This is a genomic window from Cobetia sp. MMG027, from assembly GCF_027947415.1.
Classification (GTDB): domain Bacteria; phylum Pseudomonadota; class Gammaproteobacteria; order Pseudomonadales; family Halomonadaceae; genus Cobetia; species Cobetia marina.
In genome coordinates, this window is record NZ_JAQJIO010000003.1 from 83,817 (window position 1) to 101,093 (window position 17,277).

The 17,277-nt window shown below is 62.8% G+C and carries 13 protein-coding genes and 5 tRNA genes; 10 read left to right on the forward strand and 8 right to left on the reverse strand.

Annotation, left to right across the window (positions count from 1 at the left end):
* Nucleotides 1-107: 107 nt before the first annotated feature.
* The 3 genes from PJK54_RS04440 to bufA2 all read right to left on the reverse strand — a co-directional run bounded on the left by PJK54_RS04440 (nucleotide 108) and on the right by bufA2 (nucleotide 2,379).
* Nucleotides 108-1,001: an HvfC/BufC N-terminal domain-containing protein gene (locus PJK54_RS04440; RefSeq protein ID WP_167593059.1), complete on the reverse strand. Its 894-nt coding sequence runs from the start codon at nucleotides 999-1,001 to the stop codon at nucleotides 108-110.
* Nucleotides 998-1,948 (reverse strand): MNIO family bufferin maturase, encoded by a 951-nt coding sequence (bufB, locus tag PJK54_RS04445; RefSeq protein WP_271302343.1) that lies wholly within the window; start codon nucleotides 1,946-1,948, stop codon nucleotides 998-1,000. Before bufB ends, PJK54_RS04440 begins: the two co-directional genes overlap by 4 nt.
* A 158-nt stretch (nucleotides 1,949-2,106) precedes the next feature.
* Nucleotides 2,107-2,379 (reverse strand): BufA2 family periplasmic bufferin-type metallophore, encoded by a 273-nt coding sequence (bufA2, locus tag PJK54_RS04450; protein ID WP_240499614.1) that lies wholly within the window; start codon nucleotides 2,377-2,379, stop codon nucleotides 2,107-2,109.
* 307 nt (nucleotides 2,380-2,686) lie between these two features.
* Between bufA2 and PJK54_RS04455 the strand changes: the two genes are divergently transcribed.
* Nucleotides 2,687-5,185 carry a fatty acid cis/trans isomerase gene (locus tag PJK54_RS04455; protein WP_271302344.1) on the forward strand — a complete coding sequence of 833 codons (2,499 nt, stop codon included), beginning with the start codon at nucleotides 2,687-2,689 and terminating at the stop codon, nucleotides 5,183-5,185.
* Nucleotides 5,186-5,282: 97 nt separating this feature from the next.
* On the opposite strand, the gene fnr is transcribed toward PJK54_RS04455, so the two are convergent.
* The 4 genes from fnr to PJK54_RS04475 all read right to left on the reverse strand — a co-directional run bounded on the left by fnr (nucleotide 5,283) and on the right by PJK54_RS04475 (nucleotide 8,759).
* On the reverse strand, nucleotides 5,283-6,032 hold the full coding sequence (fnr, locus tag PJK54_RS04460) for a fumarate/nitrate reduction transcriptional regulator Fnr (RefSeq protein WP_077378772.1): 750 nt from the start codon (nucleotides 6,030-6,032) through the stop codon (nucleotides 5,283-5,285).
* Between the two features lie 356 nt (nucleotides 6,033-6,388).
* The gene (locus tag PJK54_RS04465; protein WP_084209417.1) at nucleotides 6,389-6,667 is read right to left on the reverse strand and encodes a hypothetical protein; all 279 of its coding nucleotides are present in this window, start codon (nucleotides 6,665-6,667) and stop codon (nucleotides 6,389-6,391) included.
* Nucleotides 6,664-7,323 carry a cbb3-type cytochrome c oxidase subunit II gene (locus PJK54_RS04470; RefSeq protein WP_271302345.1) on the reverse strand — a complete coding sequence of 220 codons (660 nt, stop codon included), beginning with the start codon at nucleotides 7,321-7,323 and terminating at the stop codon, nucleotides 6,664-6,666. The genes PJK54_RS04465 and PJK54_RS04470 overlap by 4 nt, the downstream gene beginning before the upstream one ends.
* Nucleotides 7,320-8,759 carry a cbb3-type cytochrome c oxidase subunit I gene (locus PJK54_RS04475; protein WP_271302346.1) on the reverse strand — a complete coding sequence of 480 codons (1,440 nt, stop codon included), beginning with the start codon at nucleotides 8,757-8,759 and terminating at the stop codon, nucleotides 7,320-7,322. The genes PJK54_RS04470 and PJK54_RS04475 overlap by 4 nt, the downstream gene beginning before the upstream one ends.
* A 150-nt stretch (nucleotides 8,760-8,909) precedes the next feature.
* Between PJK54_RS04475 and PJK54_RS04480 the strand changes: the two genes are divergently transcribed.
* From PJK54_RS04480 to PJK54_RS04505, 6 genes are all read left to right on the forward strand, one after another.
* On the forward strand, nucleotides 8,910-9,740 hold the full coding sequence (locus tag PJK54_RS04480; protein WP_217622004.1) for an alpha/beta family hydrolase: 831 nt from the start codon (nucleotides 8,910-8,912) through the stop codon (nucleotides 9,738-9,740).
* A 214-nt stretch (nucleotides 9,741-9,954) separates the two neighbouring features.
* Nucleotides 9,955-10,030: transfer RNA gene (locus tag PJK54_RS04485), tRNA-Val, on the forward strand.
* 77 nt (nucleotides 10,031-10,107) lie between these two features.
* Nucleotides 10,108-10,184 (forward strand) — tRNA-Asp (locus PJK54_RS04490).
* 40 nt (nucleotides 10,185-10,224) lie between these two features.
* A tRNA-Asp gene (locus tag PJK54_RS04495) sits at nucleotides 10,225-10,301 on the forward strand.
* Nucleotides 10,302-10,351: 50 nt separating this feature from the next.
* A tRNA-Val gene (locus tag PJK54_RS04500) sits at nucleotides 10,352-10,428 on the forward strand.
* Between the two features lie 4 nt (nucleotides 10,429-10,432).
* Nucleotides 10,433-10,509 (forward strand) — tRNA-Asp (locus PJK54_RS04505).
* Between the two features lie 151 nt (nucleotides 10,510-10,660).
* On the opposite strand, the gene PJK54_RS04510 is transcribed toward PJK54_RS04505, so the two are convergent.
* Nucleotides 10,661-11,776, reverse strand: a complete 1,116-nt coding sequence (locus PJK54_RS04510; protein WP_271302347.1) for an AraC family transcriptional regulator — start codon at nucleotides 11,774-11,776, stop codon at nucleotides 10,661-10,663.
* Between the two features lie 318 nt (nucleotides 11,777-12,094).
* On the opposite strand from PJK54_RS04510, the gene PJK54_RS04515 reads away from it, so the two are divergent.
* From PJK54_RS04515 to PJK54_RS04525, 3 genes are all read left to right on the forward strand, one after another.
* Complete coding sequence (locus PJK54_RS04515; protein ID WP_271302348.1) at nucleotides 12,095-14,122, forward strand: NADPH-dependent 2,4-dienoyl-CoA reductase; 2,028 nt, start codon at nucleotides 12,095-12,097, stop codon at nucleotides 14,120-14,122.
* Between the two features lie 218 nt (nucleotides 14,123-14,340).
* Complete coding sequence (locus PJK54_RS04520; protein ID WP_271302349.1) at nucleotides 14,341-15,456, forward strand: 1-aminocyclopropane-1-carboxylate deaminase/D-cysteine desulfhydrase; 1,116 nt, start codon at nucleotides 14,341-14,343, stop codon at nucleotides 15,454-15,456.
* Nucleotides 15,457-15,667: 211 nt separating this feature from the next.
* Nucleotides 15,668-16,708 carry a threonine aldolase family protein gene (locus PJK54_RS04525; RefSeq protein WP_271302436.1) on the forward strand — a complete coding sequence of 347 codons (1,041 nt, stop codon included), beginning with the start codon at nucleotides 15,668-15,670 and terminating at the stop codon, nucleotides 16,706-16,708.
* The last annotated feature ends 569 nt before the right edge of the window (nucleotides 16,709-17,277 follow it).

Genomic DNA, 17,277 nt, shown 5'->3' on the forward strand with positions numbered 1-17,277 from the left:
CGGCAGCAGGAAGACGAAAGCCGATCACCAAGGGGGTGATCGGCGTGTATTGTCCGGCTTTCCTGGCTGGCTGTCATGTCCGGTCTGTTGCAGGAGGGGGCGCCGCCTCAGGCAATACGGTCTGAGGTATGGCGGCTGGCTCGTCCGGTGTCTTCGGGACGTATCAGCATGCCGGCCGGTATCCATTGCACCAGCAGGTTGATGGCGGCGCCCGGCGCTGCCTCGGCGCCGACTTCGGGGGCCAGCAACTCTCCCAGTGAGGCGAAGCTCAGGCCGTCATCACCGGCAGAGAGAATGGCGTTGAGCACCAGCGCTTCCAATGGCTCGAGAGAGCGATAGTGCACCTCGGGTGCGCCCTCGGTGGGCTGACGCCAGACGATCCATGGCGTGGGGATGTCGCTCTCGACCGGCGCACGTGGCGGCTCGTCATTGTCGATGGATTTCCAGATGGCCGGCGTATCGAAATGAAAGGCGAAGTGATGCAGTGACGGATGGGCTGCCAGTCTCAGCGTCGGCCAGTCTTGCGGGGCGAGCCCTTGCAGGGTCTCGACGCTGAGCGGCGCGATCTCCTCGGCATCCAGTGCCAGCCCCAGTGCCCATTCGAAGGCCGCCATCTCGGTGACCAGCGAACGCCGGGGTTCGCGCGCGGCCACGAAGGCCGGAAAGTGCTGGCCTGCCCAGCGGATCGAGTAGTGGCTCGGCGGATGGGCATTGAGGTACTCGCGACACAGCAAGCCGAAGGCATCATCGCCAATCAAGGTGTGCACGGCCTCGAAATCACCGCCGAAGACATCGAACAGGCGCAGGCGGTAAGCCGTGGCATAGATGCCAAGGCGCTCCTCGGCACTGGCCAGCTCATCACTGATGACAGCCTGTGCCGCGATGCTGCGGGTGTCGGGTGACGGCGCGGCCAGATAGGCGGCGGTGGCGTCCTGAAGCTGGGTCAAGGCGCGGCGATCGAACTGTGATGCTGTCGTCGCTGTGGTCGATGCATGCGTCATGCGTGCAGCCCCCCATTCATTGCCGCCGCGACAGTCCGGGTCGGTTGATCGTCGGCCAGCGGGCGACCACTGCGGCGACGCAGCTCGGCATATTCTTCCATCAGCTCCGACCATGGCGGGAAGTTGTCATCGCGCTCGATCATGGTGGCAACATCGCCGAAGCGCTCGCGTGCGGCGTCATGCAGCGACCACACGGCATCCGGGACGGGTTGGTCGTGGGTGTCGATGCACAGCTCACCGCCAGACACGTCCTGCCTGATGTGCCCGGCGAGATGGTGCTGCCAGACACGCTCCGCCGGCATGGCATCCAGATAGGCCAGCGGATCGAAGTCATGATTGTGGCTGGAGACGATGACGTTGTTCAGGTCGAGCAGGATCAGGCAATCGGCACGGCGGCTGACCTCGGCCAGAAACTCCCATTCGCTCATCTCGTCGGGCTGCCAGGTCAGGTAGCTGGAGACGTTTTCCAGCAATAGCTGGCGCCCGAGCGCGTTCTGGACCTGGTCGATGCGCTCGGCCAGGTGCGTGATGGTGGCCTCGGTATAGGGCAGAGGCAGCAGGTCATGGAATTGATGCGCGCCGGTGCGGGTCCAGCACAGGTGATCGGAGACCCACATCGGTTCGATGCGCTCACACAGTGCGCGCAGCTCGCGCAGATAGCGGGTGTCGATGGGATTGCTGCCACCGATGGATAGCGAGACGCCATGCAGGGCGATGGGGTAGTGCTCGCGGACTCGCTCAAGGAAGTGTAGCGGCTTGCCGCCGGCACTGACGCCGTCGGAGTCGATGAATCCGGGGCCCATGTAGTTCTCGCTGATGGCCTCGAACCAATCGATATCCGGCAGCGTCGTCAGAATCTCGTGGTAGTACTCAGGACGTAGCCCAAGCCCTTGACCGGCACCCGAGGTGGCAGTGGCAGGCTGGTGACTCCGGGAAGCTGTCGTCATGAGTGACTCCTTTTCCATGGCATGGCATGGCAGGCAGTGCCTGCATTGGCAGTGTAGACCTGATGCAACAACGGGAGGACGGCATGCTGTCCTCCCGTTGCGTCCAGGGACTCCTGGCGACACCGTTACCTGGGTGACGGTGCCCTCATCTCGAGTGCTCAGCTCTTGCCGGAGATGACTTCGCCGCCAGCGCCGACACAGGATTCGGCACTTGCGGTGTAAGACCAGCCCTGACCCTTGCAGGCATTGTGGCCCTTGCAGGCGCTGGTGGCGGTGGCGCACTCGGAGGTGCCCTTGCAGGAGTTGATGCCGGAGCACTTCACGGCGTTGTCAGCCGCCTGCACGGACATGGAGGTCAGGGCGGCGGTGGAGAACAGTGCAGCGGCAGCAGCGGCAAAGGTGGCGGCAGTCACGGTCTTCTTCATGGTCATGATGGTTTCCTTTCGGGCGAGCCCGTTTTTTCTGGTTGTTGAGCAAGGTTCGATGCAGATATCCACCCGGCCAGTCAGGTCTCGTTGCCGGGTCATTGAGTCTTACGTCGCCGGCGTGAAGGTGGATGCACCGCGGCTCGAGAATTTGACCGGGAGCGCGAAAACCCTCTGAAAGACGCTATTCTGCTCGTGGCATACTGTGTGCCTGTCATGTCTTCTGTGCTCTGTCGAAGCAGTGTGCAGCGGGCCCCGCCTGCCTCATGGCCGATCCGTCCATCGGTCTCGTACTCTGCTTATGGAGCCTTGCATGCTGAACTCCCTTCGACGCCTGTGGCATACCCCGCGCTGGCGCTGGAGCATCCTCGTCATCCTGTTGCTGGGAGGATGTAGCGCCGTCACCGTGCATCAGCTGGATGCGCGTTTCGGGACGCCCGAGCCACGCGATCGCGTCGTGTCCGGCGATAGTCTGGCGGGGAGGCATTGGGAAGATGAGGTCAAGCCGATCCTCGAGACGCGTTGCGTGGTCTGCCATGGCTGCTATGACGCCCCGTGCCAGCTCAAGATGTCCTCGGCGGCCGGGATCGACCGCGGTATCAATCCCGCCCCTGTCTATGACGGCACCCGCTTGCTGGCGGCCAATCTGACGCGACTGTTCGAGGATGCCGACAGCACCGCTGAATGGCGTGACATGAACTTCTCGCCGGTGCTCAACGAGCGCAACGACTCGGCGCTCGCCAATCTGGAAGGCAGTGTGCTGTTCCGCTCGCTGAGCCAGAAGCGCAAGCAACCCCTGCCGGTGACGGAGGAAGGCCTGCTGCCGGAAGACCGCTTCGATCTGTCGCTCAATCGCAGTCAGGTGTGCGCGCCCATCGAGCGCTATGATGCCTTCGCGGAAGATCACCCGGACTGGGGCATGCCGTATGCGCTGCCGCAGATCAGTGATGAGGAGCACCGTACGCTGGTCAACTGGTTGGCGCAGGGCTCCCCGATGACCAAGGTGCGCCCGGTGTCTGAGGCCCTGGTGCCACGGATTCAGCAGGTGGAAGCCTTCCTCAATGGTGACAGCCTCAAGCAGCGGCTGATGAGTCGCTACATCTACGAGCATCTCTTTCTGACCCACCTGTATTTCCCGGAAGCGAAGGGGGCCAATGGCCGGCCGATCTTCTTCTCGCTGGTGCGCTCCAGTACGCCGCCCGGCGAGCCCATCCAGCGTATCTCCTCGCGCCGCCCCTATGACGCTCCCTACGCCGCCTATCCCGGAGATGGTCGTGACGTCATGCCGCATGACGAGGCCGGGCGTCCTCGCGTCTATTACCGTCTATGGCAGGAGCGCTCGACGATCCTGGCCAAGAATCATCTGCCCTATTCGCTGAGTGACGCGCGCCTGGAGCGCTGGCAGTCGCTGTTCCTCGCGCCGGACTATACGGTGGATGACCTGCCTGGCTATGACCTCAAGACGGCGTCCAACCCCTTCCTGACGTTCGAGGCGATCCCTGCCGAGTCACGTTACCGCTTCATGCTGGATGAATCGCAGAACACCATCATGGGCTTCATCAAGGGGCCGGTCTGTCGTGGCCAGGTGGCCGTGGACGTCATCAATGACCACTTCTGGGTCAGTTTCACCGATCCATCACTGTTCAGCCTGCCGCAGGTCGAGCGCACCCTGGCACGGGAGGGCGAGAATCTCAGCCTGCCTGCCGAGCAGAGCAGCAATGCATTGCCCATCTCCTCGTGGATCAAGTTCGAGCGCAAGCAGCAGGCCTATCTGCAGGCCAAGCAAAAGCTGATGATGCAGGCCTACGAGGACGGCAATCTGCGTCTGGACATGCAGCTGTTGTGGGACGGCAGCGGCTGGCAAGGTGGCGAGGGTGGCGATCACAACCCCAATGCCGCCCTGACGGTCTATCGTCACTTCGACAATGCCGCCGTGATGAAAGGGCTGGTCGGCAATGTGCCCAAGACGGCCTGGGTGATCGATTACCCGATGCTTGAGCGCATCCATTACCTGCTGGTGGCCGGCTTCGATGTCTATGGCAACCTCGGCCACCAGCTGACCACGCGCCTGTACATGGACTTCCTGCGCATGGAAGGCGAGAACAACCTGCTGGCGCTTCTGCCTGCCGGCGAGCGTCAGGCAGTGCATGACAGCTGGTATCAGGATGTGGATTCTGGGCTGGAAAAGCTGCTGTTCAAGAAGCCGCCCCAGTTTGATGCCCCGAGCGATATCGTCTGGACACCGGGAGAGCTTTCCTCACCGGAGAAGGCGCGCATTGGGTTGATGCGCCGCCTGCGCGAGCGCCTGGCGCCGGAACTTGTCCACGAGCGTAGCCTGGAGACGCTGGAGGATGATGCCGTGCGCCGCGAATTGAAGGCCTTGAGCGAGGTGAGTGGTCTGGCGGCCAGCCTGCTGCCGGAAGTCACCATCATTGCGCTGGAACGGAAGGGAAGCGAGCACCCACAGTTGTTCAGCGTGCTGCGCAACTCGGCTCATGCCAACATCACCAGTCTGTTCGACGAGGAAGCCAATCGGCGTCCTGAGCGCGATACGCTGGATGTGCTGCGCGGCGTGGCCGGGGATTATCCGAATGCCTTCTGGCATCTGACACCCGAGTCGCTGCAGGGATTGGCACGGCGGGTCGCCGTGCTCAAGGATGAGGCGGACTATCGACAGCTGATGGCCGATATCGGAGTGCGGCGCACCGATCCACGCTTCTGGCAGTTCTCGGACAGCGTGCTGCGTGCCAATTATGCGGATCGTCCCGTCGAGGCCGGGTTGCTGGATTACAATCGTCTGCAGAATCGCTGAGCGTCTCCGAGCCGCCTGGCGCTGTCTGGAAAACACGAAGGCCCGCCACATGAGGATGTGGCGGGCCTTCGTGGTGAGAGAGATGGCAACACGGGGGTCAGCGACCGCCCTGACACTCTCCTTCTGCCAGCTCGATCAGGCCATCCAGGTGCAGGATATGGACCTCGCGGGCCTGGATATCCACCAGCCCCTGAGCCTGGAAACGCGTCAGGATACGGCTGATGGTTTCCACGGCCAGTCCCAGGTAATTGCCGATGTCGGCGCGGGACATGGAAAGACGGAAACTGTATGGCGAATAGCCGCGGCGACGGAAGCGCTGAGAGAGGTTGACCAGGAAGCTGGCCAGGCGCTCATCTGCCGTCTTGCGCGACAGCAGCATCATCATCCGACGATCCTCATGCAGCTCCTTGCTCAGGCTCTTGAACAGCTGGGTGCGCAGTTCCGGCAGTTGGGCGGAAAGCGCATCGAGGCGATCGAAGGGAATCTCGCACACGGTCGTGGTCTCGAGTGCCACGGCGCTGCCGGGGTAGGCATTGCTGTCGATGGCATCCAGTCCAGCCAGCTCGCTGGGCAGGAAGAAACCGGTGAGCTGCTCCGTGCCACTGTTCTCGGTGTTGATCTGTTTCAGGCTGCCCGAGCGCACCGTGAAGACGCAGTCGAAGGGCTCGCCCTGGGTGAAGAGAACCTCGCCCTTTCTGAGCGGCGCGCGGCGCCGAATGATGGAGTCGAACTGGTCGATGGCTTCCATGTTCAGTGCCAGCGGCAGACACAGTGAGCTGAGCGAGCAGGTCTGACAGCGTGCTTCATGCGCACGCAATCGATGGGATGCCGTTGTCTGGGCCGTCATGGTGACTCTCCTGGGGCATTACGCCGAAACTCGTGGGGGGCGGGTTTCGGGTGGGGGTGTCCGGGTGCGACACCTGGTACAGGGCGATTCCATGGTCCTGTACGGAGAGGCAGCATCCTCATGGACTGAGTCGCTGCTGCCTGTCGGTGCTGTCCGTCAATGATACCTGTCAGGCGCACTTCCCAGAACGGGTTCCCGTCCTGTGGGGCGGGATGTGAAGTGCTCCGTGAATCGCGCGCATTATATTAGATAATTCTGATTGTGTCGTGATGTCCTGCATGACTCTAGACGCAGAACCTCCCGAAGGGGCAGGTTGCGACGCCCTGCCTCATCCGACTCGGGAGAGCCAGGTGACATCATCCACTCAAGGACATGACGATCTGCCCCATGCTGACCAGCAGCGTGAGCAGAAACAGCAGACTCCAGACCAGCGGCAGCGGCCTGTCCGGCTGAGGGGTGCCGTCAATGCGGTGTTCGTCGCCTGGCCCATCTCCCTGCAGGTCATCATCGGGTGAGGTGCTGCGAGAGCGAAGCCCGACAAGCAACAGCGTGCAGAAGGCCAGGCTGCCCAGCGTGAGCATGCTGATCCATGCCTGCCAGAACAGTGGCAGATCGACGTTTGCCAGCAGGTTCATGGTGCAGCTCCTGTCGTCAGTGTCAGTGTGACGAGTGTCTCCCCTGTCGGGTCGGGTGCTGTCGCGGATGAGTGCCGAGGGGGATCCGTCTGTTGAAGATAGGCCAGCAGAGCGGTCGCCTCGGCCTTGCCGCGTACCCGGGCGGGCGCCGCGAGGATCTCGTCGTCTCGGTAGGGTACGCCAAGCGTCTGCAGGGCCTGCATGCGCTCGGCGACACCCTCGCCGCTCAGGGCGTGCTCGAACAGCCAGGGGTAGGCCGGCATGCTGGAATCCGCCACCTTGTGGCGCGGCGAGTACAGGTGCAGGCGTTGCCAGGCCTCATCATGTTCCGCCGGGAGGCGGCTCAGGTCAGGGCCATGACGAGCGTTGCCCCACAGGGCCGGTCGCTCCATGAGGTGGCGGGAGGCGGCGTCCCGGCTTGCATGGCGTGCCTGGTCTCCCGGCAGATCCCGCACCATTCGGGTATGGCATTGCTGGCAGCCTTCCCGCAGGTAAAGGCGCTGGCCCTCCAGCGCCAGCGCATCCAGCGGTGTCACTTCTTGCCTTGCCTCCTGAAACCCCAGAGGCAGCAACTGGGCCAGCGCGCCGACACTTGCCGCCATCACGCAGAGCGCGGCCATCAGGCCCGGATGCCGTTCGAGCAGTACGTGTCTCATGCCGGTGTCCTCCCCCGAGCGTGTGAATCCCCGATGTGGTGATGAGCGCGCTGGGTAGAGGGGCGCGTGATGGGACGGCGGGAGGCGCGCAGGAGATACGCTGCCATCAGCAGCAGGCCGAGTGCCCAGCAACTCAGCCCCACCAGCGTCATCAGCATCGGCGGGCGAGCCACCGCCAGGACGTCGGCGAGGGAGTGCAGCGGTTGTCCCTCTGCGTCTACGGCATGCCACAGGCTGCCTTGCAGCAGGGTGGTGGTCCAGCTGGCAGCGATGCAGAGCAACGTGCCGGCGATGGCCAGCCAGGCGTGGGTCATGATCAGCGCCGAGGGTGCTTCAGGCAGCCGCAGACGGTAGAGCATGAGCACGCAGACCAGACCGATGACGCCCAGTGTGCCGGCCGGCGAGAGGCTGCCGGCGGCGCTGAAGGTCATGTCGTTGAGCGGGGCGATGGACAGTGCCACATGCTCCATCACGCTGATGGCCAGAAAGAGCAGGGCCGCGCCGAGCAGGCAGGTCTGAGGATGATGGCGCAGGGAGGGCCAGTCCGCCTTGAGGGTCAGCAGGCCGTTGAGAGGAATGGCCAGTCCCGGCGCCAGCAGCAGGAGCCCCATCGCCATTCCCAGCGCCTGGCTCCACTGGGGCAGGGCGCTGGCATGCAGCAGCGCCGCGCCGCTCCAGGGCAGCAGCAATACCAGCAGCCAGAAGCTGATGATGGCCAGACGGTGAGAGTGAAGGGGCTGGCGGGTCAGTCCCGAGAGTGCCTGATACGCCATGGCAATGAAGCCCAGTGCCAGCATGCCGCCGGGCAGCATTCCCTTCTGCCAGCTCTGCAGCAGCGCGTCCAGACTGCCTGAGAACATGGGTAACGATGTCAGCGGGCCCAGGGGCACCGCCAGTGACAGCAGGGTATGCTGCATCAGTATCATCACCAGACAGCCAATGAAGCACCAGCCAGCCACGGGCAGGCGCACTGTCGGTCCTGCCTTCCAGTTGACATGGAAGAGCCACGCGACCGCGATCCACACTGCCAGCATCAACAGGTTGAGTGGCCAGGGATATTCGGATTGGCCATGCCCCGACGCGAAGCCCGCGGCAATCGATATGCTGCCAAGCACGAGAATCGTCTGCCAGGCCTGCAGCGTGAACCGCTGGAGACGCCGCTGGCCCGGCCGGGCTTGCGTGTCATGATTGACCAGTGAATACAGGCTGGCAATCAATGCCGAGCCGCCGAGGCCGAAGAGCAGCAGATGCTGTTGCACAATGGCGAGACGGCCATGGCTTAGCCAGGCGATGGGCGGGGCCAGGGTTGGCCACAACTGCACGGCGGTCAGCCATGCCGCCAGCAATAGACTGACGGCGCCTGAAAGAATGGCCGTCGTGCCAAATTGGCGAATCACCTCGTGAGAGGCGCCTGCTCCATCAGGTGCTGTGCCCATGTCATGACCTCATCATGCAGTGAACAGCGATGTGCTCTCCTGAAGAGAGCACGACTCACGAGACGATTCAGCATTCATTTCAGCTACCAGGGAGGACACTGAGTGTCTCTTGTCACTTCATCATCGGACGAAGATCGGGATGCGTCCAATGTGGCGGCCGTTCCCACCCCCTACGCCGAGGAAGGTTTCAAGGTCGCTTCCTTTGACGCCATCGCCGATGAGCTGGAAAAGCGTCTGGAGCTGTCAGAGGAGGCGTTGGCGGCGCGCGGTCCCTGGCGAGGCTGGGTGGCCTCGTTCGGTCCGCTGGAGATTCATGGCAGCCCTCGGCAGGTGATTCTGCTGCATGCCCATGGGGCGGGCGCCGGACGCGAGACCGATTTCCATCAGCGGTTCGGCAAGGCCTGTGCACACCAGGGGGCGGCATGGCTGGGATTCGACTTCGCCTACCTCGTCAAGATGCGCTGCGAGGCACGCCGTCGTCCGCCGCCGCGGCTGCCCGGGCTGATCGAGGAAATGACGCGCTGGCATGAGGCGCTGGCCGCCAGTCTTGCCGCCAGGGCGTCTCTGGCGACATGCCCGGTATTGCTTGGTGGCAAGTCCATGGGGAGTCGCGTGGCCTCGCATGTGATGCAGGAGCTGGAGGGGCGAGGCATGCCAGCCCCCTCATCAGGCCCACGTCGAATGTCGCCCCTGGGCTGGTATGCGCTGGGCTATCCCTTTCACCCGACCGGCAAGCCGGACACGCTGCGAACCGAGCATCTGGCGGCCATTGATGCCCCGGGCGTGATCTGCCAGGGCACGCGAGATCCCTTTGGTCATCGCGAGGAAGTCGAAGGTTACGGATTGCCATGCACCATCAGCCTGCAATGGCTGGAGGATGGCGAGCATGATTTCAAGCCTCGCAAGGCGAGCGGCAAGACGCGTGAGGGACTGATTCGCTCAGCGGTGGCAGCGATCCTTGCACACCCTGCATTGCGCTGATGGGTGTCAATCCATGAGCGACACGAATTTTCTCCCTCGTGGCATCCTGATGTCAGAATGTTGACACAATGCTGATGGTTGCTGGGCTACAGGTGAGTGGTGCTGGGAAAATCCAGTCTTATCAAGACCCTGTCGAGGAGCATTCTGAAACTACCTGTAAAAAAAGTATTGACTCATGGGGCGGATTCCGTAGAATGCAGCGCCAACGAGACAGGGGTGGTTAGCTCAGTTGGTAGAGCACCAGCCTTACAAGCTGGGGGTCACTGGTTCGAACCCAGTACCACCCACCATTTGAAAAAAGTTATTGCTTATCAAAGCGTTACTTGATTAAATGGCCTGGTTCGTCAGCAGAAGCAAACGTTGCAGTGGACTGGTAGTTCAGTTGGTTAGAATGCCGGCCTGTCACGCCGGAGGTCGCGGGTTCGAGTCCCGTCCAGTCCGCCACTACCGTTTGTCATGCGCCCGATGTTGAGTTGTTCTGAATGGACTGGTAGTTCAGTTGGTTAGAATGCCGGCCTGTCACGCCGGAGGTCGCGGGTTCGAGTCCCGTCCAGTCCGCCATTCAGAATGACGCGATGTCACCGCTGCTTGCAGCAAGGATCGTCTGTGTTGGGTGATTAGCTCAGTTGGTTAGAGCACAAGCTTCACATGCTTGGGGTCACTGGTTCGAATCCAGTATCACCCACCAATGTGGACTGGTAGTTCAGTTGGTTAGAATGCCGGCCTGTCACGCCGGAGGTCGCGGGTTCGAGTCCCGTCCAGTCCGCCACTCGATCTACAGAATTCGTGAAACCCGAGCCCTCGTGCTCGGGTTTTCGCGTTTCTGGCCAGCAAGATGCGCGTTGTTGCCTTCCTCGTTGTTGCCTTCCTTCTGGACGTCCCATCGTCCCATCATCCCCCGTTCGACGTTTCTTCGTGTTTCAGGTCCGTGAGCTACCCGTTCGGCTGGATGCGCGGTGCTGTCTGCGCCATGCGCCCGGTGGTTTGGCGTGCCAGCGCTTGCAGGCGTGCTGGAAGCTTTCCGGACCGGCAAATCCCAGTACCCAGCTGATTTCCTTCAGGCTCAGATGGGTGTCGCGCAGATAACGCTCGGCCAGCGCGCGGCGTGTGTCATCCAGTAGCCCCTCGTAGTGCCAGCCTTCGGCAGCGAGTCGTCTGGCCAGGGTACGCGGGTGCAGATTGAGGGCCGCTGCGATCTCGTCGCGTCCGGGTGCGCGCCCCGAAAGCCGCATGGCAATGGCACGTCGTGTGCGTGACAGCGTGTCATGAGGGCCCTGACGGCTCTCCAGTCGCTCCGTGATCTGTTGACGAAGCTGGGCAAAGGCAACCGGTGCTGCCTGCACGGTAGGGGCGTTCAATACTCTGTCTGGCAGCCACAGCCGATTGCGCCCTGTCGCGAAGTGCAACTGGCTCGCAGGCAGGCCCAGGCGTCGGGCATATCGCCAGCGCCAGCGCTTCTCCGTCTGCTCATGCATATCGTCTGGTGAGGGGGTGAGCGGAGAGCTGTCCTCCGGCGAGCGGGGGATCGTGTAATCGATCTCGAGCGATGCATCGCTCAAGGCATCGCCACTCAGCTGGCGAGCCAGATGCCACCAGCCTCCCAGCACGCTGTCGACCACGAAGCGGTTGTAGGCATTGTAGGGAGCGAGGGAGTAGAAGTTCAGCCAGCCGCCGGTGGCCTGGCGCTCGAAATGGCCATGCCCACGACTGTTGTCGCTGTAAAGTGCCTCAGCCTCGCACAGCAACGTCAGCCCTGCCGCCAGAGTGGGGGCGCAGGCACACGCAAGTCCGGGGAGCAGAAAGTCTCCCGGGCGAATCTGAGCGGCCATCTCTAGGCCGAACAGTTCATCACCGCTGGCAGTGATGGCGGCATGGCCCAGTCGCATGTAGCGAGCGATGCCGATCCGGGCATCTCCGTCGTCCGGCAGCGGCCAGCCCGTGTAGGGCTGCATGATGGGCTCGGCGTGCACGTTGCGCGCGTCCAGGGCACGTGCAACGAGGTGCGCCAGGCTGACCGAGACTTCTCCTAATTGCATGGGGCTGGCTCGTGTCGAGAGGTCGGGGAGACAAGCGCGAGGCTTGCCGTCGGCCGGATATTGCTCAGGGCATGTCCTGCAAGGATATCAATGTGTCCTCCAGGCGCATTGAGTGCAAGCGATGATGCACTACACTGAGCGTATCGAGATTCATACGACTGTTTGCCTTGGGTGTGCGTCGCCCTGACGTGTCTACCGCCAACGTGCACGAGCAACGCAAGGCGACAAGATGACAATGACGACCTGATGAGTTCCGCGTACTGGTGTCCCAGGGTCCGGTTGACGGCCACGCCAGTGCGACGGCAAGGAGCAAGCGCCATGACTGCCTATCCGAATATCTTCCGTCCGCTGAAGCTGGGACACATCACGCTGAAGAATCGCGTGCTGATGGGGTCGATGCATACCGGGCTCGAGGAAGCTCCCAATGGCTTCACGCGCCTGGCGGCCTTCTATCGCGAGCGTGCCCGTCATGGTGTCGCCCTGATCGTCACGGGAGGGATCGCCCCGAACCCGGAGGGCGCGGTCATGCAAGGGGCGGCCAAGCTGACCACCTCACAGGAGGCGCAGCGTCATCGTGAAGTGACCGATGCCGTGCATGCCGAGGACGGGCGGATATGCCTGCAGATCCTGCATGCCGGTCGCTATGCCTATTCTCCGGATCAGGTCGCGCCATCTGCCATTCAGGCCCCGATCAACCCCTTCATGCCGAGGGCGCTGAGCACCGAGGAAGTGAAAGGCCAGATCGCGGATTATGTACGCTGTGCCACCCTGGCACGCGAAGCGGGCTATGACGGTGTCGAGGTGATGGGGTCCGAAGGTTACTTCATCAACCAGTTCATCTGTCGACGGACCAACCAGCGTGAGGATGAATACGGTGGCAGCTTCGAGAATCGCATCCGTCTGGCGGTGGAGATCGTCGCGGGCATCCGCGCGGCGCTGGGCGAGGATTTCCTGATCATCTATCGGTTGTCGATGCTGGATCTTGTCGATGAGGGCAGCACCTGGAGCGAGGTGGTCGCGTTGGGCAAGGCCATCGAGGCGGCCGGTGCCAGCCTCATCAATACCGGGATCGGCTGGCATGAGGCACGAGTGCCCACCATCGTCACCAGTGTGCCGCGTGCCGTCTTCACCGGACTGACCCAGCGCATGAAGGCGGAGCTCAGTCTGCCGCTGATCACCACCAATCGCATCAACATGCCGGACGTGGCCGAGTCGGTACTGGTGGAGGGACATGCCGACATGGTGTCGATGGCGCGTCCGTTCCTCGCTGACCCGGCGTGGGTCAGCAAGGCGCAGGCGGATGATGCCGCGATCATCAACACCTGCATCGCCTGCAACCAGGCGTGTCTTGATCACACCTTCCAGATGAAGCTGACCTCATGTCTGGTCAACCCGCGAGCCTGCCACGAGACCGAGATGGTGATCGAGCCTGCCCGCCGCGTGCGGCGTGTCGCCGTGGTCGGAGGTGGTCCAGCAGGTCTGTCGGCGGCCGTCACCGCGGCAGAGCGTGGTCATGAGGTGGTGCTGTTCGAGGCGCAGGCGGAAGTCGGCGGGCAGTTCAATTTCGCGCGCCGCATTCCGGGCAAGGAGGAGTTTGACGAGACACTGCGCTACTTCAACGAGGCGCTGGCACGCAATGGTGTCGAGGTTCGGCTCAATACGCGTGCCACCGCGGAGATGCTGGCAGCGTTCGATGCCGTGATCCTGGCCAGTGGCGTGCGTGCGCGTACGCCCGCGATTCCCGGTATCGAGGAGGGCATCTCGCGTGGCCAGGTGCTCAGTTATGGCGAGGCGATTCGTGCTCCGGAGCGAGTGGGGCGACGTGTGGCGCTGGTCGGTGCGGGAGGCATCGGATTCGATGTGGCGGAGTTGATGACGCATCGTGAGCCGTCACCCTCGCTGGATGGCGAGCTGTGGTGCGAGGAGTGGGGGGTGGATCTCTCGGTCAGCACCGCCGGCGGTCTCAAGACACCGATGCCCGGCGAGAGCCCTCGTGAGGTATGGCTGCTGCAGCGCAAGACCTCCAAGCCGGGCAAGCATCTGGGCAAGACGACCGGCTGGGTGCACCGGGCCACCCTCAAGCAGCGCGGAGTCAAGATGGTGGCAGGCTGCGATTATCAGTCCATCGATGCCCAGGGGATGACCGTCAGCATTGATGGCAAGGTCCAGCATCTGGCGCTCGACAGTATCGTGCTGTGTGCCGGCCAGGAGTCGGTGCTGGAGCTCAAGGCGCCCCTGGAGGCGGCAGGGATCGAGCTGCACATCATCGGTGGCGCCGATGAAGCCGCTGAGCTGGATGCCAAGCGCGCCATCGCGCAGGGCACCATGGCGGCCGCAGCCCTCTAGCCCGCTCCCGGGAGTCTCGGCTGGCCGGGGCGCCTTTTGTGGCGGAGCGAGTGTCGGCGAGATGGGGATATTCAGCGTTGAGTTGAGCCGAAGCTCTGCCTAGACTGAGAGTGGCCATCACGGCCGTCGTGTCTGCGTGACAATGACGGCCGTGATGGCCTTGTCGTCTCTCCGCCTTCTGCCGTTCTCACGGCGCATCACCACGATGGGACTCGCTCATGTCATCGCACGCAGCCGCTTCTCGCCAATCCACCGACGAGACTCTGCCGCCGGATGGCGCCACGGTCCTGTCCGCGCCTCAAGGTGCGCTCTCCTCTCCTGCTGCTGTCGCGTCTTCAGCGACTGTCACGGCCTCGCCGATCGCCTCGCTCGAGGCCGACTCCTCATCGGCAGGGGGCGGCCTGGAAGCACTGCTCGAGTTGTTCACCCTGCCACGGGTGGAGCGCCTTGACTGGCGCGTGGCCCGCGAGGCCGGGGTGGTGGTCGAATGCCTGCGGGCCGATACCCTGGATGCCGAGATATCCGGCAACAAGGCATGGAAGCTGCGCCTGCCACTGGCGCGAGCGCTCAGCGAGGGGCGAGGCATCATCAGCTGTGGCGGCGGCTGGTCGAATCACCTGCATGCTCTGGCGGCTGCCGGGGCGCGTCTGGGGGTGGCGACGCATGGCCTGGTGCGTGGGCATCCGGAAGCTCCGCTGACGCCGACGCTGAAGGATGCCATGGCCAACGGCATGCACCTGAACTTCATCTCACGGGCGGAATATAAACAGCGCGACCAGCCCGGGTTCTCTGCCCGCTTCAGTGATGCGCTGTGGGTGCCGGAAGGTGGGGGCAGCGTGGAGGGGGTGGCGGGGCTCGAGCCGTTGGCACAGGCGCTGGTGACACCTTGCAACGGAGAGCCGGCGCCCCAGCTGGTACTGATGGCCTGCGGCAGCGGGACCACGCTGGCGGGTGTTCTGAGTGCGCTGGGGGAGCGTGATGGTCTGCGTGTGATTGGCGTCCCGACCATGAATCACGGAGATCAGCTCTATCACCGTGTGCGTCGTCTGCTGGCCCGGAGCGGCGGCAGTGAGCAGAAGACACCGGAGTGGGGGCTGTGGTTGGGAGCGCAGGCGGGCGGCTTCGCCAAGGCACCCGCCTGGTTGATCGACTTCATCCAACGATTCGAGGCCGAGACCGGGTTGCAGGTCGAGCCGGTGTATACCGGCAAGTTGTTTGCCTCACTGGCCCACCATCTCGCCAACGGGATGATCGCCCCCGGGACTCGTGTACGGGTCCTGCATACGGGCGGTCTGCAGGGGCGCAGAGGGTACCCGGCTCTCGATGCTGCCTGAGGGATTTTCCTGCATGGCCGTCTCGTCGTGATGGTCGCGTCGGATCATGGCTGGCGGCGGCATGCAGCGCTGTTATGATGGGATTTCTACTGTGGTGCCTGCCATCCTGGGTACCGCGTTCGTTTCATCGGGCAAGGTGACCCCTTGCTCTGCTCTGGATACTCCCATGACGACTGACGCCCTCGCCACGACCCGCTCCGCGGCCACTGACATCGATGACACCTGTACATCACGTTTTCTGGCCAGTGACAACACGTCCGGTATCTGCCCCGAGGCGATGGCATACATGATGCGAGCCAATCAGGATGATGATCTCGCCTATGGCAACGACCGCTGGACTCAACAGGTGACGGACAGCTTCCGTCAGCTGTTCGAGACCGAGTGCGAGGTATTCTTCGTCTTCAATGGCACGGCGGCGAATTCCCTGTCGCTGGCGCATCTGTGTCAGTCCTATCACAGCGTCATCTGCCATGAACTGGCCCATATCGAGACTGACGAATGCGGAGGGCCGGAGTTCTTCTCCAATGGCTCCAAGCTGCTCAATGCGCCGGGTCCGAATGGCAAGCTGACGCCTGAAGGCATCGAGCGACTGGTCACCAAGCGCAGTGATATCCATTATCCGCGTCCGCGTGTCATCTCGCTGACCCAGTGCACCGAAGTCGGCACCGTCTATAGCCTGGAAGAGCTTCAGGCGATTCGCGAAGTGGCCGACCGTCATGATCTTCAGATCCACATGGACGGCGCGCGCTTTGCCAATGCCTGTGCCTCGCTGGGCGTCTCTCCGGCCGAGCTTACCTGGAAGGCCGGCGTGGACGTGCTGTGCTTCTCCGGTACCAAGAATGGGCTGGCGATGGGGGAGTCGGTGATATTCTTTGATCGCGAGCAGGCCCGTGACTTCGACTATCGCTGCAAGCAGGCCGGTCAGCTTGCCTCCAAGATGCGTTTCATCGCCGCGCCGTGGATGGGGCTGCTCGAGAATGACGTCTGGCTGGACAACGCACGTCATGCCAACACCATGGCGCAGTATCTGGCCGAGCGACTCGAGGCATTGGACGGCATCGAACTGCTGTTTCCCTGTGAGGCCAACAGCGTCTTTGCCAGCTTCCCCGAGCATGTGCTGACGGCGCTGCGTGAGCGTGGCTGGACCTTCTACACCTTCATCGGCGCAGGTGGCGCACGCTTCGTATGTTCCTGGAATACCAGTACGGATCTTCTGGATGCTCTGCTTTCTGATATCCAGAGTGCCCTGTAAGAAAGGGAGCTGAGAGTGACACTCTCGTAGCGTGTGCTGAAAAGTGAAAAAAGCCCATCGGCCATCCGATGGGCTTTTTTTTCATGAAGATTTTTCAGGACGTTGCGATGCGTCCATGCCCTTGCGGGGGTGTGACAAGGTCAGTGATCGCTACGGCCAAGGCTTCTGTCAGCAGTCGCCTCGTGGCCGCCCGCGTCGGCGGTTTCGCATGTCATCGATTCGCCTTCGGGTCGCCATCGAGTCGCTGGCGACACCTCGTGGGGCCGGATATGTGCAAGGACTGGCTGGCGAGACTCGCCGCTCTGTCCCTATTCTGAACGTGTGCTGCAGTGCGACGTGGCAGACATGGTGCCTTTCAGGAGGAGGGGCTTCAACGGCCACGAGGCGAGGCAATTCTTGCGCAACGGTGCGCTCGAGGAGGCGTCACTCCTGCCTCGTTCCAGATCGCGCTTGTCATGCAGGGACGAGGTTGTCCATTCGGGTGGCGAAAGTTCGTTGAATGCGGTGGGTCCATGTATTGGACACTCGCTACCTATATCGATCTATGCTGATAAACACGCCGAGGCAGT